This is a genomic window from Pararhodobacter sp. (assembly GCF_034676075.1).
GTDB lineage: Bacteria > Pseudomonadota > Alphaproteobacteria > Rhodobacterales > Rhodobacteraceae > Pararhodobacter.
In genome coordinates this window covers 40,612-60,323 of the sequence record NZ_JAUCCQ010000006.1, presented here as the reverse complement: position 1 = coordinate 60,323, position 19,712 = coordinate 40,612, and the positions used below count along the sequence as shown (strand labels likewise).

The following is a 19,712-nucleotide window of genomic DNA, read 5'->3' as shown; positions in this document are numbered from 1 at the left end:
TGATGAAGGGCATTCGCGGCATCCTTTTCGACAAGGACGGCACGCTGTTTGATTTCCAGGCGACCTGGGGCGCCTGGGCGCGGCAGTTGCTGGGCGAGCTTTCGGGCGGCGACCCGGCCCGCGCCGCCGCGATGGCCGAGGCGATGGCCTTCGACCTCGACCGCGGGCGTTTCCGGCCGGAATCGCCGGTGATCGCCGGCACCGGGCGCGAGGTGGCCGAGCTGCTGGCGCCGCTCGCGGGTCTGTCGGCCGATGCGCTGGAGGCGCGGATCGCCCGCGCCGCGGCCGAGGCGCCGCTGGCCGAGGCCGTGCCGCTCAGGGCGCTGCTGGAGCGGCTGCGCGGGGCGGGGCTGAAGCTGGGCGTCGCCACCAATGATTTCGAATCCGTGGCCCGCCAGCACGTCGCCGGGGTGATCGAGCTTTTCGATTTCGTCGCGGGCTTCGATTCCGGCCACGGCGGCAAGCCCGAGCCGGGGATGCTGCTGGCCTTCGCCCGGACCGCCGGGCTCGCACCCTCGGCGGTGCTGATGGTCGGCGATTCCCGCCACGACCTGATCGCCGGTCGCCGCGCGGGCATGGCGACGCTGGCGGTTCTGACCGGCGTGGCCGAGGCCGCGGACCTGTCCGACCTTGCCGATGCGGTGCGCCCCGATATCGGCCATCTGCCGGCGCTGCTCGACCTCGCCTGAGGCCGTTTGCTATTTGTTAACGCATTCACGCGACTCTCGGGGGCGGTGGAGTACGGGGACTGGGAATGCATGGTCTGGTCAACAAGGCGTTGCAGAGTTTCATCAGCGATGCCTTCGGCGGTGTGGTCTGGCGCGACGTTGCGCAACACTCTGGAATAACCCAACTTCTGGGCGCCGATGGCTTTGAGGCAATGCAAAGCTACGACGATTCCCTGACCGAGGCGGTGCTTGATGCCGCGGTCGTCCTGCTGCGCCGTCCGCGCGATTCGCTGCTCGAGGATCTGGGGACCTACCTCATTTACAACGAACGGATGGAGCCGCTGCGCCGCCTCTTGCGCTTCGGCGGGGTCAGCTTCACCGATTTCCTCTATTCGCTGGACGAATTGCAGGGCCGCAGCCATCTGGCGGTCCCCGATCTGGCGCTGCCCGATCTCGCCATCAGCGAGGTCGGGGCAGACCGCTTCCTGCTGACCTGCACGGGCGGGCCGCTGGGCTTCGGCCATGTCATGGTCGGCATCCTGCGGGCGCTTGCCGATGATTACGGCGCGCTCGTGGTGCTGGAACATCAGGGCATCCGCCTGACCGACCGGGCCGGCGGCGCCCCCTGCATGGTCGAACTGATCGAGATCGCGGTGCATGACCCGGCCTATCACGCGGGCAGACGCTTCGACCTCGCCACCGAGGCGGCACAATGATGGAGGGGGATCTGCGCCAACCCGGCTTTCACCTCGGCCCCGGTGCGCTGGGACAATTGATGCCGATGTATCTGTCGCTCGACACCGCCTGCCGCATCCGCGGCGCCGGGCCGACGCTGCTGAAACTGATGGGCGAGGGGGCGATCGGCAAGCCGCTGGAAGAAGTCTTCACCCTGCGCAAGCCCCGCAGCGCGGCACAGGCCAGCGTCCTGTTGCGCGCGCAACGCCTGCAGATGTCGCTGCGCGGCACCCCTGCGACCACCTTCAAGGCCACCGCCGTGCCGCTTCTGGGCGACGGGGTTCTGCTGAACCTCTCCTTCGGCTTCGGCGTGCGCGATGCGGTACGCGACCATGGGCTCTCGGCCACCGATTTCGCCGATACCGACCTCGCCATCGAACTGCTCTATCTCTACGAGGCCAAGACCGCCGTCATGGGCGAACTGACCCGCATGGCCGACCGGCTGCGCGGCGCCCGCGCCCGGGCCGAGGAGCAGGCGGCGACCGATCCCCTGACCGGCCTCGGCAACCGCCGGGCGATGGAGGCGGCGCTGGACCGCCTGCTGCGCGGGGGCGAGGGGTTTGCGCTGCTGCATATCGACCTCGATTATTTCAAGCAGGTCAACGACACGCTCGGCCATGCCGCGGGCGATCATGTCCTGGCCGAGGTCGCCTCGCGGCTGCGGCGCAGCGTGCGCGCGGGCGATCTGGTGGCGCGGGTCGGCGGCGACGAATTCGTGATCCTGCTGGGGGGCGTCCTCGACCGCACGGCGCTGGCCCGGGTCGGCGCCACGATCTACGACCACATGCGGCTTCCCATCACCCATGAGGGGCGCCCCTGTCCCATCGGCCTGTCTATCGGCGCCGTGCTGGTCGGGCCGGGCAGCGATCAGGGCGAGGCGGCGCTGGTCTCGCTGGCCGATCTGGCGCTCTATGCCTCGAAACGGGCCGGACGCGGGCGCATGATGCTGTGGAACGCCGATCAGTCGGTGTCGCAGGAACTGGCCCGCGCCGATGCCGCCGAACGGCGGATCATGACCGGATGAACAGCGCGCCGGGCAGGGTGCTCAACTTCTCGACGCCCGTCTCGGTGATCAGGATCGGCTCGGTGATCTCGATCCCGCCATCGTCGAGCCAGAGCGCCGGCATGAAATGCAGCGTCATGCCCGGCTGCAGCGGCGTCAGATCCCCGCGCCGCAGCGACAGCGTGCGCTCGCCCCAATCGGGCGGATAGCTGAGGCCGATGGAATAGCCGGTGCGGCTGTCCTTGCGGAACCCGTGCCGCCCCAGCGTGTCGTAAAAGGCAATCGCCATATCCTCGCACGTCTGCCCGGGCCGGGCCCTGGCCAGTGCCGCCTCGGTCGCCTCCTGCACCGCGGCCTCGGCCCGGCGGTAGGTCGCGGGCGGTTCGCCGAAGAACAGCGTGCGCGATTGCGGGCAGTGGTAGCGCCGGTAGACCCCCGCGATCTCGAAGAAATGCGCCTCGCCGCGCTGCATCGGCCGGTCGTCCCAGGTCAAATGCGGCGCCGTCGCATCGAGCCCCGAGGGCGCCATCGGCACGATGGCCGGATAATCCCCCCAATGCCCGCCCGCGCCCGTCGCCCCGGCATGCAGGATCTCGGCCACCAGCCGGTTCTTGGGCAGCCCGGGCTCCGCCACCTCCAGGATCCGCCGGTGCATCGCCTCGACGATGCCGGCCGCGCGCCGCATCCGGGCGATTTCCGCCGGCGATTTCACCAGCCGCTGCCAGTTCACCAGGCCGGTGGCATCGGCCAGCTCCAGATGGTCGGCCAGCACGGCATGGGCCTTGGCCGAATAATAGTAATTGTCCATCTCGACGCCGACGCGCCCGCCCGCCCAGCCCTGATCGTGGATCAGCGCGGCCAGCACTTCCATCGGGTGCTTGTCCGGGTTCTGTACATAGCTGTCGTCGTAACCGTGGATCGCCTCCTCGCCCATCCAGACCGTGCGCCGGGCGCCTGCCGCATCCATGCCCCGCCCCCACCAGAGCGGCGGGCCGGAGGGCCCGATCACCACCGCCTGATGCACATAGAAGGACCAGCCGTCATAGCCCGTGGCCCAGGCCATGTTCGAGGGATCGCTGACGATCAGCGCCATGAGCCCCTGCGCCGCCATCGCCACCCGGATCCGCGCCAAGCGCGCCTCGTATTCACTCAGGGAAAAGTCGGTCTCGTCCATGGCACCCCCTCGGTCTTGCCCGAGTGTGACACGCCAAGTGCGCTCCACCAAACCCCATCTTCGTTCTGCAAATATCCACGGGGGGTATCCAAAGGGGCGAGCGTGCTCCCCCCTTTGGCGAGGGGGCGCGGGGGGCGAGCAGCCCCCCGCTTTTTGCGTTCTCTGGGGGCGAGCAGCCCCCCGCCTCGGTCGCCCGCAGGCGTCAGCCCAGGGCGAAACCGCTCAGAGGTCCAGCCAGATCGTCATCGGCCCGTCGTTGACCAGCGACACCTGCATCTCCGCCCCGAAGATCCCGCGTCCGACCGTGACGCCCTTCGCCTCCAGACAGGCGGCGAAATGCTCATAGAGTGCGCGGCCCAGGTCCGGGGCGGCAGCGGCCGAGAACCCGGGGCGGTTCCCGCGCGAGGTATCCGCGGCCAGCGTGAACTGCGACACGACCAGCGCGCCGCCGCCGACATCGGCCAGCGAGCGGTTGGTCTTGCCCGCCTCGTCGCGAAAGATCCGCAATTTCAGGATCTTCTCGGCCAGCGCCTCGGCCCGGGCCTCGTCATCGCCCTGCATGGCGCAGACCAGGATCAGCAGCCCCGGCCCGCAGGCGCCGACCGTCTCGCCCTCGACCACGACCGAGGCCGAAGTCACCCGTTGGATCAGCGCGCGCATTACTTTCCTTGCGTGAAATAGACCACGACACCGGCCACGATCAGCGCCAGCACCACGGCGCCGGCGATCTTCCAGGCCGACCAGGGCCGTTCGCCCTGCACCTTGCCGGTCTGGCCGTTGACGATGAAGCGATAGGATTTGTCGCGGTAGCGATAGGCCGCCATCCAGATCGGCAAGAGGACGTGCTTGAACTTCTCGTTGTCGTGGTCGGTATCGACCGAATGCACCCGCTGCTCGTCGCCGCCGATGTCGCGGCGCACGTCCTGGCGGATCACCTCGTCCATGCGCTGGATGCCGATCACATGACCCTCGGGCAGCTGGACCGTATAGCCCTCGGCCCGGAAGCCCGAGAGGTACTGCGGGTTGTAGGGGGCGAGTTCGCCCAGCATCCAGGGTTCCAGCGAATGGGCGAAGTTGCGCGGCAGCGATTGCGAGGCCATGACCAGCATGTCGCGGAAATCCCGCGCGACGCGGCCCGACACGGGCGTCCAGCGGATCTTGCGCACGCGTTCCGTCTCGGTCTTGCCGTTGCGGGTGACGGTGCGGGTCTCGTAATACGCGTCGCCCCGTTCGCCGCGATAGCGGCTGCGCGTGTCGCTGTCGAAGGACCAATAGGGCACGTAAAGCCCGTCCAGCCGCGAGCCGTCCGAGCGCGCGTATTCCTTCAGCTTGTTCGGCGCGAACCACAGCCGCCCCAGCCAGCCGCGCATCGCGTCATGCGCCTCGCGTTCGGTCAGCTTGAAGGGCAGCACGGCGCCGGGTTTGATCTGTCGCTGGGTGCCGGTGTCGGTGACGACGGGCGAGCCGCAGAACGGGCATTGCGCCGCATGCTGGGCCGGGTCGAATTCCACCTGCGCCCCGCAATTGGTGCAGCTGAGGACGCGGTGTTCCTCCATCGCCTGCGGCGGCAGGTGGTTGGCCAGCGCTTCGCGCAGGTCATAGGCTTCGAGCGCGGTGTCGCGCTCGTCCTCGGTATAGGGGATGTCCTGCTCGTGGCCGCAATACTGGCAGGTCAGCCGCCGCTGCCCCGGCGCAAAGCGCAGCTGGGCGCCGCAATTCTCGCAGGGAAAGCGGTGCTCGTCGCTGCCCGCGGGCTCAGGGGCGGGGGCCGGGGGTGTCGGTTGCCCCCAGGGCGCCGCGCCGGGCGGCGGCGGGGGCGTGTCGTCGCTGGGGCTCATGGCGGCTTACCCCGCGGGCGGCGGCGGCGGGGGCGGCATCGAGGCGAAGAGCGAGGCCAGTGCCGGCACCTCGCCCGCCTTGGCCCAGCCGGCCATGCCCTGCGTCCAGACCATCGTGTCGCGGTCGAACTGGCCCGCGCCCATCATCTGCTGCAGCGTGGCCGTGCCGAAGGGGCCGGTGGTCTGCCCGTCCTTGGCGACGTGGAATTGCGCCGCGGCGGGGGGAGGCGGTGGCGGGGCGGCGGCCTGATTGCCCTGGCCCATGCCGCCCATCGCATTGGCCATGGCCTGCGCCATGCCCATGCCCATCCCCATACCCATCCCGGTCCCCATGGCGCTGTCGCCACCGGCGGATCCCGCGTTCTGGATCGCCTGCGCGGCCGAGAACTGGGTGTATTTGTTCAGGTCGCCGACGATGCCCATGGACGAGCGCTGGTCGAGCACCTTCTCCACCTCAGGCGGCAGCGAGATGTTCTCGATATAGAGCTCCGGCATCGACAGGCCGTATTCGGTCAGCGTCGGCTGGATCGCATCGCCGACGATCTTCGACAGGTCCTGCGTGTTCGCCGCCATGTCCAGCGCCGGAATGCCCGAAGCGGCCAGCGACTGGCTGACCTTCTGCACGACGATGTTGCGGATCTGGCCCGAGATTTCATCCTGGGTGAACTCGCCATCGGTGCCGACGATCTCGGTCATGAACTTGGCCGGGTCGGTCACGCGGATCGTGTAGCTGCCGAAGGCCCGGAGGCGCAGCGCCCCGAATTCCGGGTCGCGCAGCATGATCGGGTTCTGCGTGCCCCATTTCAGGCCCGGGAAGCGCCGGGTGTTGACGAAATAGACCTCGGACTTGAAGGGCGAGTTGAAGCCATGCGACCAATGCTGCAGCGCGGTCATGATCGGCATGTTGTTGGTTTCAAGCTCGTAGAGCCCCGGGCCGAAGATATCGGCAAGCTGGCCTTCATGGATGAAGACGGCGGCCTGCCCCTCTCGCACGGTCAGCTTGGCGCCCATCATGATGTTGTTGCCGTAGCGTTCGAAACGGTAGACGAGTGTGTCCCGGCTGTCGTCGAGCCACTCGATGACGTCGATGAACTGGCCCTTGAGGAAGCTGAAAACCATGGGTCACTCCTGCGGAAATGCTTTCAAATCTGCGGTCAACTTGCACCCGCCACCAGTTCGGACGCAATGGAAAAGATGATCGGACGGGCTTCACGTTCTGTCATGCCGGGGCGCAGGCGCGGGTCGTAATGGATCTGCAGAAGCAGCAGGTCCAGGTCGGTCAGCAGCGCGAATTCCTGGTCGTCGTTGAAGATCGAGGGCCGCGCGCGGCCCGAATCCGCGGCCAGACCCAGGCCCTGGCTCAGCTCCTCGTGATAGCAGGCGAGCCGCGTGAGGTCGGGGTGTTCGGCACGGATCACCGCAATCGCCTCGGTATAGGCGGCCGAGCCGTCGCGGGCAAAGGCCATGGCCAGGCAGAAGGTCTCGCGCGGCATGTCGGTGATCAGGCGCACGGCCCGCTCGTCGATGCCGGGGATCAGGGTGCGGATGCGCTCGCCCGCCTCCTGGCGTTCGGATTCCGACAGCACCAGCACGTGGAAATTCCCCGAACTGTCGCCCAGGGGCGCCACTGTGATCGGGTGGTTCGCGGCGGTGCCCATCCTCGCGGCCAGCGCGCGCACATCCTGATAATCGCGCACCCGCGTCGCGCGCCCGGTCGAGGCGCCGAATTCCAGACTGTAGCGCACCGGCACCTCCCAGCGGCGCAGCACGCTGGCGCTGCTGGCCCCGGGGGTGGACAGCTCGTTGTTGAGGGCGATGGCGATATAGGTCTCGGCCAGCCGCGCCGGGGTCACGACGACATCCTGCGTCCCGGGATCGGTGCGCATCAGGCCGCGGGCGCGGCGTTCGTCCTCGATCCGGGTGTAATAGGCGCGCATGTCGGCCGACCTGGGGTCGACCGGCAGCACCTCGGCCGGGCGTTGCGGGGCGGCGCTGGGGCCAGGCGCCGGTTCCCCCCGCTGGAGCGAGGTGCAGCCCGCGGCGAGGGCCGCGGTCAGCACCAGCGCAGAGAGGGCGGCGGCCCGCTCAGGCCGCCGGGTTGTCGCCACGCGCCTTCGCCGCGGCGAGCGAGTCGCGCAGTTCGGCCTCCATCTTGCGCAGTTCTTCCTCGGCGGCGGCGCGCTTGGCCTTGCCCTCGTCGGCGATCTGCAGGCTGTCCTGGATCGTGGCGATCAGGCTTTCGTTGGCGTGCTTGACGGCCTCGATGTCGAAGACGCCGCGCTCCATCTGCTCGCGCACCACGCGGTTGGTCTCGCGCAGGTTGTCGGCGTTCTTGGTCAGCAGTTCGTTGGTCAGATCGTTCGCGGCACGGATCGATTCCGCCGCTTCCTTCGAGCGCTGGATGGTCAGCGCCTGGGCGAGCTGGGTCTCCCAAAGGGGTACGGTGTTGACCAGCGTCGAATTGATCTTGGTGACCAGCGACTTGTCGTTCTCCTGCACCAGCCGGATCGAGGGCAGCGATTGCATCGTCACCTGACGGGTCAGTTTCAGGTCATGCACCCGGCGCTCCAGATCGTCGCGGGCCGCGCGCAGATCGCGCAGTTCCTGCGCCACGATGATCTTCTGATCCTCGGGCGCGGCCTCGACCACGGCCACCTTGGCGGGGATGGTGACGCTGTCGAGTTCCTTCAGCTTCTCTTCACCCGCGGCGATGTAGAGCGCCAGCTCGTGATAGAAGTCGAGGGTCTTTTCATAGAGCAGATCCAGGGACTTGATGTCCTTCAGGAGCACCGTCTCGTGGCCGAGCAGGGTTTCGGTGATCTTGTCGATCTGGCCCTGCACCGTCTCGTAGCGGGCCATGAAATTCGCCAGCGGCGCGGCCTTGCCGGTCAGGCGTTCCCACCAGCTGCGCTCGCGCCGCGTGTCCAGCTCGCTGACCGAGAAACCGCGGATCGTGGTGACGATCTGGCGCAGGCTGTCCCCCGCCGGGCCCACGTCCTTGTTCCTCACATCGTCCAGCATCGCCTGGCTGATGGTCTGCAATTCCAGCTGCGCGCGCGAGCCGAAGCCGATGATCGACGAGGTTTCCGTCATGTCGATCTCGTTCATCCGGCTGCGGATGGCCTCGGCCACCGGCGCATCGGCCTGTTCCAGGGGGACGAGTTCGCCGACCGGCTCGGGCAGGCGCAGCGCGGTCGCTTCCTGAATGGCGGTCGTCAGTTGCGTGGCCTGCTGGCGAACGTCGTCAGACATCGGGGTTTCCTTTCACGGGGACTTTCGTCTGGTTCTGAAATGCCGGAGAGAGCGGGTCAATGGCGGGATTGGCCGGGGGCAGGGCGGGGCGCAGCCCCTCACGTTCAAGGCGTTCGCGCAGCACGTCGATCTCGATCTCCATCGCCTGGCGGTCGGAATCGCGCAAAGTCTCGGTGCGCAGCATGAAATTCTCTTCCAGATCGTCCAGAAGGTCGAGGTAATCCTTGCGCGCGCTGGGATCGCGCTGGCGCTCGTAGACCTCGACGAACTTGACCGTCGCGTCGCGGGCGCCCTGCAGATAGACGCTGAGATAGCGCCGGGCGGCGGTCAGGTTCTGCGGATCGTCCTCGACCGCGCGCAACAGCTCGCGGACATGCGACTGGAAGCGGGTGAGCCGGGCCTCCAGATCGCGGTCGCGGGCGCGCAGCATGGCGTCGGACATGGCGCGCAGATAGGCCTCGGCGCCTTCGACGGCCCGGGCCACGCGGTCGGTCTGGAATTCGTCGACCCCTTCCATCCCCTTGCTCTTCAAGGGGTCGGGCCCGAAGGCAGTGAGATGCAGCGCGCCGCCGATCAGGCCCAGCACCACCGGCACCGCCATGCCATAGGCGCTGCCGACACCGGCCAGCGCCAAGCCAAGCCCCATCGCAACAGAGCCGAAGATCTTGCGCGGAATGGCCGGGCGGCGGGCGACGCGGCGCTGGTCATACGCGTCCTGGGCGATCACCCCCTCACGCGTCAGCCAGGCCGAGAACATCAGAAGCGCAAAGACCCCCAGATGCTGCGCCATGCCCGCGGGATCGCGGAAAAACGCGCTGAAGGCCCAGAGGAAGGGCATCACGAACAGCAGGTTCACGCGAAAGCCGGCCGGATGGCGGCGGGCCCGCTGGCGGCGCGCCGACCGGGGCGCGGGCGCGGTGCGCTCGTCCTCCGGGCGCGGATCGCCGCCGGGGCTGTAGGGGCCGCCATAGCGTCGTGCCATGCTCAGCCCCCCACGACCCAGGCGTAGACGAGAAGCGCGATCAGCAGCGCATAGGCGGTTTTCTGCAAGCCGGTGGTGGTCACGTCCGTTTCCCTGTCGTTACCCGGTGGGGAGGCATTCGCCCCCAGATATAGGGCGTGTTGTGGAAACTATAAGACAGCTGTCGGGCGAATGGAAAGCGCCGATGGCGGGTCAGCCGCGGGGCTTGGGCCGACCTTTTGGCGCATCGCCTGTCGGGCGGGCAGATTTGGTGCCCCAGGATTTCGGCTTGGCCGGTTCGCCATCGGGGCCCTTGCGCCCGCCGTGGGATTTCATCCCCCAGGAGACGCGCTGCGGCTTGCCATCGGCGCCGACCGGCGTCTTGGTCGGGGCACGGCCGGGCTTGGCGGGCGTTTTCGCGGCGCTTTTCGCGGGCGGGGCAGGGGGAGCGGCGCGGCCCTCGGCCACGTCCTCGGCCGCAAGCCCCAGCTGGTCGCGCAGCACCCGCGGGCGCAGTTCCTCGACCGCGCCGGGCTCCAGATTGCCCAGCTGGAACGGGCCATAGGCGGTGCGGATCAGCCGGTTCACCGTCAGCCCGACCGTATCCAGCGCGCGGCGGATCTCGCGGTTGCGGCCCTCGCGGATGCCGACGGTCAGCCAGGCGTTGGCGCCCTGCTGGCGGTCGACATTGACCATCATCGGCTGGAATTTCTCGCCGTCGATGGTGACGCCCAGCTTCAGGGGCGCCAGCATCGCCTCGGTCGGCGTGCCGTTCACCCGGACCCGGTACTTGCGCAGCCAGCCGGTCGAGGGAAGTTCGAGCCGCCGCTTCAAATCCCCGTCATTGGTCAGCAGCAAAAGCCCCTCGGAATTGAGGTCGAGCCGCCCGACCGACAGCACGCGCCCCAGTTCGGGCGGCAGGGTCTCGAACACCGTGGTGCGGCCCTTTTCGTCCTTCTCCGAGGTCACCAGACCCAGAGGCTTGTGATAGAGCCAGACGCGCGTCGGCTCCTTGGCGCCCAGCAGCTGGCCATCGACGGTGACCTTGTCGCGCGGCGTCACGTTCAGCGCCGGGCTGTCGATGATCGTGCCGTTGACCGAAACCCGGCCCTCGGCGATCAGCGTCTCGGCCGCGCGGCGCGAGGCGACACCGGCGCGCGCCAGCACCTTGGCGATGCGCTCGCCCGCCCGTTTGTCGCCCTGGGGCAGGGCGGTGGCGGCAGGACGGCGGGGGGGCTTGGGCGTCAGGGTCATCGGGTTCCGGGAAAGGGTCTGGGCTTGCACGGCGGCGCGCAAGCGGGCATCCAGTCCCATCAACCGTGTTGCGCCCGCCATGTCAATGAAGCCCGTTCCCGCCAGCCCCATGCAGATCGCCCTCGACGAGGCGCGGGCGGCCGCCCTCAGGGGCGAGGTGCCGGTCGGCGCGGTGGTGGTGGACCCCTCGGGACGCATCGTGGCGCAGGCCGGCAACCGCACGCGCGAGCTGTCCGACCCCACCGCGCATGCCGAGATGCTGGCGCTGCGCGCGGCCTGCGCCGCGGCGGGCAGCGAACGGCTGCCGGGCCATACGCTGTGGGTGACGCTGGAACCCTGCCCGATGTGCGCCGCCGCCATCGGCTTTGCCCGCATCGCCCGGCTGTACTACGGGGCCTCCGACCCCAAATCGGGCGGCGTGGCGCAGGCGCCGCGGGTCTATACCCATCCCCAGTGCCATCACGCGCCCGAGGTCTATGACGGCATCGCCGAGGACGAGGCCGCGCGGCTGCTCCGTGACTTCTTTACCACCCTGCGGCGATGAATGTCAGACGTTTTGCGCACAACAAATGCTGCCCCGCAGAGCAGCGGGCGCAAATTGTGGACGTGATCCTAAGAAAATCCCTAAAATTCGAGCGTTTGTAGCCCGTTCGGAGAAAGTGGATTGCGCGATTCCGGCAAATTCAGTAGATTTGCAGGCAAAACAATAAACCGAGGCACAGGCAGAAACGCGTTCCCGGCTGGGCGCAGGCACAGGGTGAGCCCCGGGGCCTGCAGGCTGCCGCTACGGGTGGTTCGCTGCACTCCTCGGAAAAAAGGCAGAGCAGGCACCATGTTTGACCGGTCACGGGCCACGGCCCCAACCCGCCGCGATGCGTCCGATTCCGGGCGTTCGCTCTCGGTTCGCGCGCTGTGGGGCGGGCTTGCCGCGCTGGCCCTTCTGGCGGGATGTTCGCAGGAGGCGGGCGATCAGGCGGCGGGGGGCCTCAACCGTTTCTTCAACTCCACCAGCCACCCCGGGATGGAGGCGCTGGAGAACACCGTCGAATTCACGGTCGTCCAGCCCTCGCGGGCCATGGTCAACGCGCCCGAGGCGCTTCTGGTCTTCGAACGCAACCTCAACGGCGCCATCGAGCAGAAGATCATCCTGCCGAACGCGACCGCCGTGCGGGGCGACAACCTGCTGCATATCCGCGCCCAGACCGGCCGCAGCGCTGAGCTCACGCGCTTTGACTTCGACGAGATGCGGGCCCGTTTCGGCGGCCTGCCGCCGCCCTTCGAGCGGGTCTCGGCCTCGGGGCTGAACACCGGGTCCGACGCGCTGGGCAGCTATGTCTATGCCACCGAATCGGTGGGTGCGGGCACGCTGTGCGTGCTGGTGCTGCGGCGCATGGGGGTCGGTGCCCGGCCCCTGCCGCGCGGTACGCAGGCGCTCGACGTGATGATGCGCAATTGCGTCAACGGCTCGCTCGAGCAGGCGATGGAGCCGATGGGCGGCCGCGCCTTCGGGGTCGGGGGCGCCAGCGGCACGATTTACACGATGTCGCCGCATGCGGCGCCTCAGGGCTGAGCCCGACACCCAGGTTCGGGGAGGTAAAGAGTTTTGCAGGGACAGGTGACATGGGCAAGATGATCGGGACGCGGACGCTGTCCCTGGGCGACAAGACGAATCTGCTGCTGTGGCTGGGTCTTCTGGTCCTGGTGGCAGGGCTTGTCAGCGTGCCGACCTCGATCCAGGTGCAGGCCACGCTGGGCATCGCCTCGTTCCTGGTCGTCGTCGCGCTCAAGCCGGTTGTCATGGAAAGCATGGTCGCGCGGTTCGCGATGATGTCCATCGCCTCGACCCTGGTGCTGCGCTACTGGGCCTGGCGCGTGACCGAGACGCTGCCGCCGGTGACGGATGTCGTCTCGTTCATCCCGGCCATCGTGCTGTTCATGGTCGAGACCTATGCGATCGGCGTCTTCTTCCTGTCGGCCTTCATGACCGCCGATCCGGTGAACCGCACGCTGCCGCCCCGCGTCGCGGCCAGCGATCTGCCCACGGTCGATATCCTCGTGCCGTCCTACAACGAGCCGGTCGAAATGCTGGCGGTCACCCTCTCGGCCGCCAAGAACATGCATTACCCCGAGCACAAGCGCACCGTGGTGCTCTGCGACGACGGCGGCACCGACCAGCGCTGCAACAGCGACAATCCCGAACTGGCCGAGAAGGCCCGCAAGCGCCGCCGCGACCTGATCCAGCTCTGCGCCGAGCTGGGCGTGATGTATTCGACCCGCGAGCGCAACGTCCATGCCAAGGCCGGCAACATGTCGGCGGCGCTGGAAAAACTCGACGGGGATATCGTCGTGGTGTTCGACGCCGACCACGTGCCCAGCCGCGATTTCCTGGCCCGCACGGTCGGCTATTTCGTCGAGGATCCGAAGCTGTTCCTCGTGCAGACGCCGCACTTCTTCCTCAACCCCGATCCCATCGACCGCAACATCGGCCTGCGCGACGATTGCCCGCCGGAAAACGAGATGTTCTACCACCTCAGCCACCGCGGCCTTGACCGCTGGGGCGGGGCGTTCTTCTGCGGTTCGGCGGCGCTTCTGCGCCGCAAGGCGCTGGACGAGGCGGGCGGTTTCGCCGGGGACACGATCACCGAGGACGCGGAAACCGCGCTGGGCATCCACGCCCGCGGCTGGAAATCGCTCTATGTCGATCACGCCATGATCGCGGGTCTGCAGCCCGAGACCTTCGTCTCCTTCATCGAGCAGCGCGGCCGCTGGGCGACGGGGATGATGCAGCTTCTGATCCTGAAGAACCCGTTGAAATACCGGGGCCTCAGCCTGACGCAGAAGCTGTGCTACCTCAACTCGATGACCTTCTGGCTGTTCCCGCTGGTGCGGATGACCTTCATCCTGGCGCCGCTGATGTACCTGTTCTTCGGCCTGCAGATCTTCGTCGCCACCATCGGCGAGGTCGCGGTCTACATGACCAGCTACATGGCGGTGAACTTCCTGATCCAGAACGCCCTTTACGGCAAGGTCCGCTGGCCTCTGGTGTCCGAGATCTACGAAACCGCGCAGGCGCCCTATCTGGCGGCGGCGATCTTCAAGACCTTCTGGAACCCGCGCGGCGCCAAGTTCAACGTCACCGCCAAGGACGAGGTTCTGGAAGAGGATTTCGTCTCGCCGATCTACAAGCCCCTGATCTTCATCTTCGCGCTGACGCTGCTGGGCGTCGTCGCCGCGGCGGTGCGCTGGGTCATGTTCCCGGGCGATCACAACATCATCATGGTGGTGGGTGGCTGGGCGATCTACAACTTCCTGCTGGTCGGCGCCTCGATGCGCGCCGTGGCCGAGCGCCAGCAACGCCGCGCCGTGCCGCGCGTGCCGGTCAACGTTCCCGCCACCGTGGCGCTGGGCCTCGACCATCCGGTATTCCTGCCCGCGACGGTGGTCGATGCCTCGACCTCGGGCTGCCGGCTGGTCCTGCGCTCGAAACCGCTGCCCGATGGCACCACGCCGGTGATGCCCCGCGTCGCCGACACCTTCTATTTCACGCCCGAATTCCCCCGCTCGCCGCATCTGGAGAACGCGGTCCGCGTGCAGGTCCAGAGCGTCACGCGTGAGGGCGAGGCGGTGGCGCTGGGCGTCAAGTTCGACCCGACCCAGCCGATGATCGTGCGCGAGACCATCGCCCACATGATCTTCGGCGACAGCGCCTCGTGGGAAGCGATCCGCGCCCGCCGCCACAAGAAGATGGGCCTGATCCGGGGCATGCTCTATGTGTTCCAGCTGTCCTTCCAGGGCATCTATCACACGCTGCGCGCGCTGGCCGAGGAACCCGCCCGCCAGCAGCGCGTGCGCGAGCGTGAGCGCAACGCCCAGGTGACCCGGACGGTGCCCGCCCACATGATGGCCTTCGGCGAGGCGTTCGACCCGCCCACCACCGACCGGCCGATCAGCCTGCTGCAGGCGGCGATCTCGCAGAATGCCGGGCGCGGTGCGCCGCCGCAGGGCGCCAACACCCCGGGGGAGGCCTATTGATGCGCCGCCTCCGTCCCCTTCTGGCCGCGGCCCTCCTGTCCCTCGCCCTGCCGGGCGCGGCGTTCGGGCAATCGGGCGGGATCATCCCGCTGCCCTTGGACAGCGATCCGTCGGGCGGCGTCTCGGACAGCATGATCGACCAGCTCAATGCCGACCGGATCGAGGCCGAGGCCCATCGCGGCACCTATGTCGAGGAAATCGCCGTCGATCCCACGGTGATCAGCCCCCTGCGCCCGATCGAGGCCCGCGGTCGCCCCGCGGGCAGCGCCATCCGCTTTGACGGCGAGCGGCGCACGTTGCAATTCGCGCTTTTCGTGCCGCGCCCCGATCAGGTGCGCGCGCTCAGGATTTCCACGCTGTCCTCGATCAACGTCCTGCCCGAGCGCTCGCATTACCGCGTCTGGGTCAACGAGACGATGGTGGGCGAGGGGCGGCTGGAGAATTTCACCAGCTTCGGCACCGTCGATTTCCCGATGAACGCGGCCGCCGTGCTGCCCGGACAGAACAATGTCCGCATCGAACTGGTGCAATACCACCGGATCTATTGCGGGCCGGAAGCCTCCTTCGCGCTATGGTCGGACATCGACCTCGCGAATTCCGGCGCCGTGCTGGCCTCGTCCGAGGGGATCTCGGGGCAGGAGGGGTTCCTGATGGGCCTCGCCGCCGCCGCCGCCACCGGCAGCGGGATCGAGATCCGCGGCGCCGACGGGCTTGGCGCCTATCGCGACGCCTGGGTCTCGACCATCACTCAGCGGATCAGCGCCGCGCTGGGGGGGGACCCGATCCCGTTCCGCTTCACCGAATACTGGTCGGTGCAGGGCGCCGGGCGCTCGGCCGCGCGGATCACCTTCCTGCCGTCGGCGGTCAACCGGCTGACCTTCCGCGTCTCGGGTGACGGGGCGCAGGTCATGGTGGTCGAATTCGTCCCCGACGAACGCCCGCATGCCCTGCCTGAATTCGAGAACATCCTGCCGCGCGTCGCCGACCGGGCCCAACCGCCCCTGATCGACACGATGCGCCCGGTCGCCTTCTCGGAATTCGGCTTCGCGACGACCGAGGTCTATGACCATTACGCCCGCATCGACACGCGCTTCCGGCTGCCCGACGACTGGATCGTCCTGACCAATGACAAGGCCGAGATCCGGCTCGACTATATCTTCATCGAGGGTCTGCCCGACCAATCGGTGCTGCTGGTCCATATCAACAACGAGAACGTCCGCCTGCTGCCGATGTGGCGCGGCGGCGGCGAGCTGATCGAGCAATTCCCGGTCCGTTTCGAGGCGCGGCTCCTGCGGGCGGGCATCAACACGCTCAGCTTCGAGGTGCTGGTCCCGGGTTCGCCCCCCGACATGCCGTGCCCCTTCAACGACACGCCGATCCTGGCCATCGGCCAGAGCTCGACCCTTTCGGTGCCCTACAGCCCGTCGATGTATCTGCCCGACATGCACATCGCCTTCGCCGGGCTGACCCCGGCCAGTGTCGAGACCAACGAGATGTCGGCACGTTCCTTCGACGACAACGACGTGGTGACGCTTCAGGCGGCGCTCAGCGGCGGCGAGCGGCCGGATGCGGTGGCGCTGAACACGCATCTCTACCTGCTGGCGCTGGACGATCTGGGCTCGGTGCCGCTGGGGGGCTATCAGCTCAGCCGTCGGGCGCTGGAGGCGGCGCTTCTGCACAACGACACCGCCCCGGCCGCCACCGGCGCCGAGCCCGCGCATGCGCTGCTCAGCGCGCGCGAGCGTTCGGACAGCGGTGCGGCGCTGTCGCGCGGCTGGGACTGGCTGAAGAACGGGTTCCAGACGGCGCTGCAATGGCTGCAACCGCGCTCGGGCCTGCTGCTGGAGCAATGGCTTGAGCGCCAGAACGCCCAGGCCGTCCTGTTGCAACTCGACCCCGGGCGGCCCAACCAGCTGTGGATGGTCCGTGCGCCCGAAAGCGACATCAGCGCCATCGCCTCGGCCATCGTCGCGGCGCGCACCAATACCGACGGGCCGCGCGGGCAGGTCTCGGTCCTCGACCGGGACGGCCGCTGGCAGAACTGGACCGCGCCCGACCGCCAGCCGGTGCTGCTGGAGGCCGTCACCCTGTCCAACGTCCGCCATGTGGTCGGCAATGTCGTCTCGGCCATGCCGATCCGCTACGTGGCCGGCCTCTTCTTCCTTGCCCTCGTCTCGGCGCTTTTCGCGCTCAGACTGGTGATCGCCACGCGGGAGCACAAGCAATGAACCGACGCCATTTCCTGACGCTGGCCGGAGTCGCGCCCTTCGCCGCGGCCTGCGCGGGCGGGGAGGCAGGCGCCCAGGGCCTGCTGACGACGGCGGATCTGTCGCATACCGCGGCGCCGGTCTGGGAGGCGTGGAAAACCGCCTATCTGCAGAACGACGGCCGGGTGGTCGACGGGTTGCAGCAGAACGCCAGCCATTCCGAAAGCCAGGGCTACGGCCTGTTCCTGTCGACCGAATTCGGCGATCAGGATGCCTTCAGGCGGATCTTCGACTGGACCGAGATGAACCTCTCGATCCGCGGCGACGGGCTGCTGGCCTGGCGCTTCCTGCCGGGGCAGCCCAACCCGGTGCCCGACCTCAACAACGCCTCGGACGGCGACCTGTTCTATGCCTGGGCGCTGGTCCGCGCCGCCAACCGCTTCAACGAGCGCCAGCATCTGGTCCGCGCCCAGCAGATCGCCACGGCGCTGGCCGAACGCTGCATCGTGGCCTCCTTGGCCAATACGGGCGAGACGGTCTTCCTGCCCGCGGCGCAGGGGTTCGTGCATGAGGACCGGCTGGTCTTCAACCCCAGCTACATCATGCCGCTGGCCATGCGCGAGGTGGCGATGGCCACCGGCGTGGTCGAGCTGGCACAGACCGCCCAGCATGCCGAGGCGATGCTGGTGCGGATGGCCGACAGCGGGCCGGTGCCCGACTGGGTGCAGGTCACGCCCCGCGGCATCGTCCCGGCCGAGGGCTTCTCGACCGCTGCGGGCTACGAGGCGATGCGCGTGCCGCTCTATCTGGTGTGGTCGGGCCTGAACCGCCACCCGGCGGTCACGCAGATGATGCGGGTCTATGCCCGCACCGTGCAGCCCGGGGTGCCGGTGCCCACGCGGGTGGACCCGCTGTCGGGCGCGGTGCTCGAGGCGTCGTCCGACGCGGGTTACCGGGCGCTGGCCGCGCTGGTGTCCTGCGCCGGTGCCGCGGGGAGTGTGGGGTCGGACATGCCGCCCTTCGACCCCTCGCAACCCTATTACCCGGCGACGTTGCAGATGTTCGCGATGATCGCTGCCAACCAGGTGAGCCCCGAATGCGTGCCGATCTGATCCCCGCCCTCCGCCCCCTTCTGGCCAGCGCCGCGACCGCCCTGGCGCTCAGCCTGATGGCGCCGATGCCGGCCATGGCCCAGGCCCCCGCGGCCGAGGATCTGCGGGCGCTGATCTATTACCTCGACCACGACGACCAGCGCGCTGTTCAGGCCGAGATGCGCCGCCTGCGCGCGCAATTCCCGCGCTGGACGCCGCCCGGCGACGTCAACGAGTTGCGGGCGATGGGCGCCACCGCCACCGCCTCGGTCGATGTGGCGCCGATCTGGGCGCGGATCGAGCGTCAGGATTACCTCGGTGCCCGGGGCCTGATCGACGAGGCCCGCTCGCGCGTGCCCGGCTGGCAGCCCGATGCCGAGATGCTGCGCGTCCTGGAGTTGAACGAATCCCAGGCCGCCTTTGACGAGGCCTATGCGCGGCGCGATGCGGCGGGGGCCATCGCCGCCGCCCGCCGGGTTCCGGCGCTGATGCGCTGCGACCGGATCAACAACGCCTGGCGCCTGGCCGAGCTTTACGCCAGCGCGGGGCAGAACGCCAACGCCGTGACCACCTATCGCGGCGTGCTGTCGTCGTGCACCCGCGCGGGCGACGTCATCCCGACGCTGGAAAAGGCCAATGACGTGGCCAGCTGGGACGAGATGGTGCAGCTGTTCGAGGTGGCGCGCCAGACCGCCCCCGCGAACCGCACCCAGATCGACCCGCTGGAAGAGCGCCTGCGCGCCGGGCGCGGCGGCAGCGCGCCCCGGGCCAGCACCCCGCGCGCCCCTGCCGCGACCACCACAACCACCGCCGCGCCCGCCCCTGCCGCCACCGCCCCGGTCGTCAGCGCCGCGCCCAGCGTCGGAGCCCCGGCGCCCTCGGTCCCGGTGCCCGCCGGGCGCCTCGCGCTCAGGGGCGACGGCCGCGTCGGCCAGACCCGCGCGCTGAAGGAACAGGGCAACTGGCCCGCCTGCCTCGCCGCTTCGGCCAATCCGCGCTCCATCGAGCTGCTCTACGAACGCTCGTGGTGCGCCTATAACCTCGACCGCACGGGCGAGGCGCTGGCCGGTTTCTCGGCCACGGTGCAATCGGGTGGCGGTCTGGGCGGCAACGTGCCGCGCGATGCGCGTTTCGGCATGATCCTGTCCTATCTGGCCATGAACATGACCGAAGAGGCCGCGCGCCTCGCCGCCGCCACGAACCTCACGCAGGAGCAGCGGATCACCGCGGAATCGACCATCCTCGACCAGCGGGGCGTCCGGTCCTTCCACCGCCGCGATTATGCCCAGTCGATTGCCTATCTGAATGCGCTGGAGCAACTCACCGGGCCCCTGCGGCGCGATCTGGCGATGCTGCGCGCCTATGCCTATCAGAACAACGACCAGCCGCGTCAGGCGCTGGCGGAGTTCGAGCGGCTGAACAACGAGCTGTCGACCGACGAGACCCGCGCGGCACTGGACAATGCGCGCACCGCCGTGACCGGCGGCTAGGGACGCA

17 protein-coding genes are annotated in these 19,712 nt (G+C 68.6%); 9 read left to right on the top strand and 8 right to left on the bottom strand.

Going from position 1 to position 19,712, the window contains the following annotated elements:
* Positions 1 to 2 precede the first annotated feature (2 nt).
* From VDQ18_RS04105 to VDQ18_RS04095, 3 genes are all read left to right on the top strand, one after another.
* Positions 3 to 689 (top strand): HAD family hydrolase, encoded by a 687-nt coding sequence (locus VDQ18_RS04105; RefSeq protein WP_323019781.1) that lies wholly within the window; start codon positions 3 to 5, stop codon positions 687 to 689.
* 65 nt (positions 690 to 754) lie between these two features.
* Positions 755 to 1,384, top strand: coding sequence for a heme NO-binding domain-containing protein (locus VDQ18_RS04100; protein WP_323019747.1), 630 nt, complete (start codon positions 755 to 757; stop codon positions 1,382 to 1,384).
* Positions 1,381 to 2,427: a GGDEF domain-containing protein gene (locus tag VDQ18_RS04095; protein WP_323019746.1), complete on the top strand. Its 1,047-nt coding sequence runs from the start codon at positions 1,381 to 1,383 to the stop codon at positions 2,425 to 2,427. Before VDQ18_RS04100 ends, VDQ18_RS04095 begins: the two co-directional genes overlap by 4 nt.
* On the opposite strand, the gene VDQ18_RS04090 is transcribed toward VDQ18_RS04095, so the two are convergent.
* The 8 genes from VDQ18_RS04090 to VDQ18_RS04055 all read right to left on the bottom strand — a co-directional run bounded on the left by VDQ18_RS04090 (position 2,414) and on the right by VDQ18_RS04055 (position 10,885).
* Positions 2,414 to 3,580 (bottom strand): M24 family metallopeptidase, encoded by a 1,167-nt coding sequence (locus VDQ18_RS04090; protein WP_323019745.1) that lies wholly within the window; start codon positions 3,578 to 3,580, stop codon positions 2,414 to 2,416. The genes VDQ18_RS04095 and VDQ18_RS04090 overlap by 14 nt on opposite strands.
* A 222-nt stretch (positions 3,581 to 3,802) precedes the next feature.
* Complete coding sequence (gene dtd / locus VDQ18_RS04085; RefSeq protein ID WP_323019744.1) at positions 3,803 to 4,240, bottom strand: D-aminoacyl-tRNA deacylase; 438 nt, start codon at positions 4,238 to 4,240, stop codon at positions 3,803 to 3,805.
* Entirely contained in the window at positions 4,240 to 5,418 is a 1,179-nt protein-coding gene (locus VDQ18_RS04080) for a primosomal protein N' (replication factor Y) - superfamily II helicase (RefSeq protein ID WP_323019743.1), read from the bottom strand. The genes dtd and VDQ18_RS04080 overlap by 1 nt, the downstream gene beginning before the upstream one ends.
* A 6-nt stretch (positions 5,419 to 5,424) precedes the next feature.
* Positions 5,425 to 6,537 carry an SPFH domain-containing protein gene (locus tag VDQ18_RS04075; RefSeq protein ID WP_323019742.1) on the bottom strand — a complete coding sequence of 371 codons (1,113 nt, stop codon included), beginning with the start codon at positions 6,535 to 6,537 and terminating at the stop codon, positions 5,425 to 5,427.
* 35 nt (positions 6,538 to 6,572) lie between these two features.
* The gene (locus VDQ18_RS04070; RefSeq protein ID WP_323019741.1) at positions 6,573 to 7,526 is read right to left on the bottom strand and encodes a DUF2927 domain-containing protein; all 954 of its coding nucleotides are present in this window, start codon (positions 7,524 to 7,526) and stop codon (positions 6,573 to 6,575) included.
* Complete coding sequence (locus VDQ18_RS04065; protein ID WP_323019740.1) at positions 7,504 to 8,670, bottom strand: toxic anion resistance protein; 1,167 nt, start codon at positions 8,668 to 8,670, stop codon at positions 7,504 to 7,506. Before VDQ18_RS04065 ends, VDQ18_RS04070 begins: the two co-directional genes overlap by 23 nt.
* The gene (locus tag VDQ18_RS04060) at positions 8,663 to 9,652 is read right to left on the bottom strand and encodes a 5-bromo-4-chloroindolyl phosphate hydrolysis family protein (protein WP_323019739.1); all 990 of its coding nucleotides are present in this window, start codon (positions 9,650 to 9,652) and stop codon (positions 8,663 to 8,665) included. The genes VDQ18_RS04065 and VDQ18_RS04060 overlap by 8 nt, the downstream gene beginning before the upstream one ends.
* Before the next feature lie 192 nt (positions 9,653 to 9,844).
* On the bottom strand, positions 9,845 to 10,885 hold the full coding sequence (locus VDQ18_RS04055) for a pseudouridine synthase (protein WP_323019738.1): 1,041 nt from the start codon (positions 10,883 to 10,885) through the stop codon (positions 9,845 to 9,847).
* 85 nt (positions 10,886 to 10,970) lie between these two features.
* Between VDQ18_RS04055 and VDQ18_RS04050 the strand changes: the two genes are divergently transcribed.
* From VDQ18_RS04050 to VDQ18_RS04025, 6 genes are all read left to right on the top strand, one after another.
* The gene (locus tag VDQ18_RS04050) at positions 10,971 to 11,429 is read left to right on the top strand and encodes a nucleoside deaminase (RefSeq protein WP_323019737.1); all 459 of its coding nucleotides are present in this window, start codon (positions 10,971 to 10,973) and stop codon (positions 11,427 to 11,429) included.
* A gap of 288 nt (positions 11,430 to 11,717) precedes the next feature.
* On the top strand, positions 11,718 to 12,455 hold the full coding sequence (locus tag VDQ18_RS04045; RefSeq protein WP_323019736.1) for a hypothetical protein: 738 nt from the start codon (positions 11,718 to 11,720) through the stop codon (positions 12,453 to 12,455).
* A 50-nt stretch (positions 12,456 to 12,505) separates the two neighbouring features.
* Positions 12,506 to 14,917 carry a UDP-forming cellulose synthase catalytic subunit gene (bcsA, locus tag VDQ18_RS04040; protein ID WP_323019735.1) on the top strand — a complete coding sequence of 804 codons (2,412 nt, stop codon included), beginning with the start codon at positions 12,506 to 12,508 and terminating at the stop codon, positions 14,915 to 14,917.
* The gene (locus VDQ18_RS04035; RefSeq protein ID WP_323019734.1) at positions 14,917 to 17,145 is read left to right on the top strand and encodes a cellulose biosynthesis cyclic di-GMP-binding regulatory protein BcsB; all 2,229 of its coding nucleotides are present in this window, start codon (positions 14,917 to 14,919) and stop codon (positions 17,143 to 17,145) included. Before bcsA ends, VDQ18_RS04035 begins: the two co-directional genes overlap by 1 nt.
* A complete protein-coding gene (locus VDQ18_RS04030; RefSeq protein WP_323019733.1) occupies positions 17,142 to 18,236 on the top strand; it encodes a glycosyl hydrolase family 8 in 1,095 nt (364 codons plus the stop codon). The genes VDQ18_RS04035 and VDQ18_RS04030 overlap by 4 nt, the downstream gene beginning before the upstream one ends.
* Positions 18,221 to 19,705, top strand: a complete 1,485-nt coding sequence (locus VDQ18_RS04025; RefSeq protein WP_323019732.1) for a hypothetical protein — start codon at positions 18,221 to 18,223, stop codon at positions 19,703 to 19,705. Before VDQ18_RS04030 ends, VDQ18_RS04025 begins: the two co-directional genes overlap by 16 nt.
* Positions 19,706 to 19,712: the final 7 nt, after the last annotated feature.

Bases quoted from the DNA above. Each gene is read 5' to 3' on its own strand.
- dtd (WP_323019744.1), bottom strand. From the start codon at position 4,240: ATGCGCGCGCTGATCCAACGGGTGACTTCGGCCTCGGTCGTGGTCGAG.
- VDQ18_RS04045 (WP_323019736.1), top strand. From the start codon at position 11,718: ATGTTTGACCGGTCACGGGCCACGGCCCCAACCCGCCGCGATGCGTCC.
- VDQ18_RS04090 (WP_323019745.1), bottom strand. From the start codon at position 3,580: ATGGACGAGACCGACTTTTCCCTGAGTGAATACGAGGCGCGCTTGGCG.
- VDQ18_RS04035 (WP_323019734.1), top strand. From the start codon at position 14,917: ATGCGCCGCCTCCGTCCCCTTCTGGCCGCGGCCCTCCTGTCCCTCGCC.
- VDQ18_RS04095 (WP_323019746.1), top strand. From the start codon at position 1,381: ATGATGGAGGGGGATCTGCGCCAACCCGGCTTTCACCTCGGCCCCGGT.
- VDQ18_RS04105 (WP_323019781.1), top strand. From the start codon at position 3: ATGAAGGGCATTCGCGGCATCCTTTTCGACAAGGACGGCACGCTGTTT.
- VDQ18_RS04065 (WP_323019740.1), bottom strand. From the start codon at position 8,670: ATGTCTGACGACGTTCGCCAGCAGGCCACGCAACTGACGACCGCCATT.
- VDQ18_RS04075 (WP_323019742.1), bottom strand. From the start codon at position 6,537: ATGGTTTTCAGCTTCCTCAAGGGCCAGTTCATCGACGTCATCGAGTGG.
- VDQ18_RS04050 (WP_323019737.1), top strand. From the start codon at position 10,971: ATGAAGCCCGTTCCCGCCAGCCCCATGCAGATCGCCCTCGACGAGGCG.
- VDQ18_RS04080 (WP_323019743.1), bottom strand. From the start codon at position 5,418: ATGAGCCCCAGCGACGACACGCCCCCGCCGCCGCCCGGCGCGGCGCCC.
- VDQ18_RS04060 (WP_323019739.1), bottom strand. From the start codon at position 9,652: ATGGCACGACGCTATGGCGGCCCCTACAGCCCCGGCGGCGATCCGCGC.
- VDQ18_RS04055 (WP_323019738.1), bottom strand. From the start codon at position 10,885: ATGACCCTGACGCCCAAGCCCCCCCGCCGTCCTGCCGCCACCGCCCTG.
- VDQ18_RS04030 (WP_323019733.1), top strand. From the start codon at position 17,142: ATGAACCGACGCCATTTCCTGACGCTGGCCGGAGTCGCGCCCTTCGCC.
- VDQ18_RS04025 (WP_323019732.1), top strand. From the start codon at position 18,221: ATGCGTGCCGATCTGATCCCCGCCCTCCGCCCCCTTCTGGCCAGCGCC.
- VDQ18_RS04100 (WP_323019747.1), top strand. From the start codon at position 755: ATGCATGGTCTGGTCAACAAGGCGTTGCAGAGTTTCATCAGCGATGCC.
- bcsA (WP_323019735.1), top strand. From the start codon at position 12,506: ATGGGCAAGATGATCGGGACGCGGACGCTGTCCCTGGGCGACAAGACG.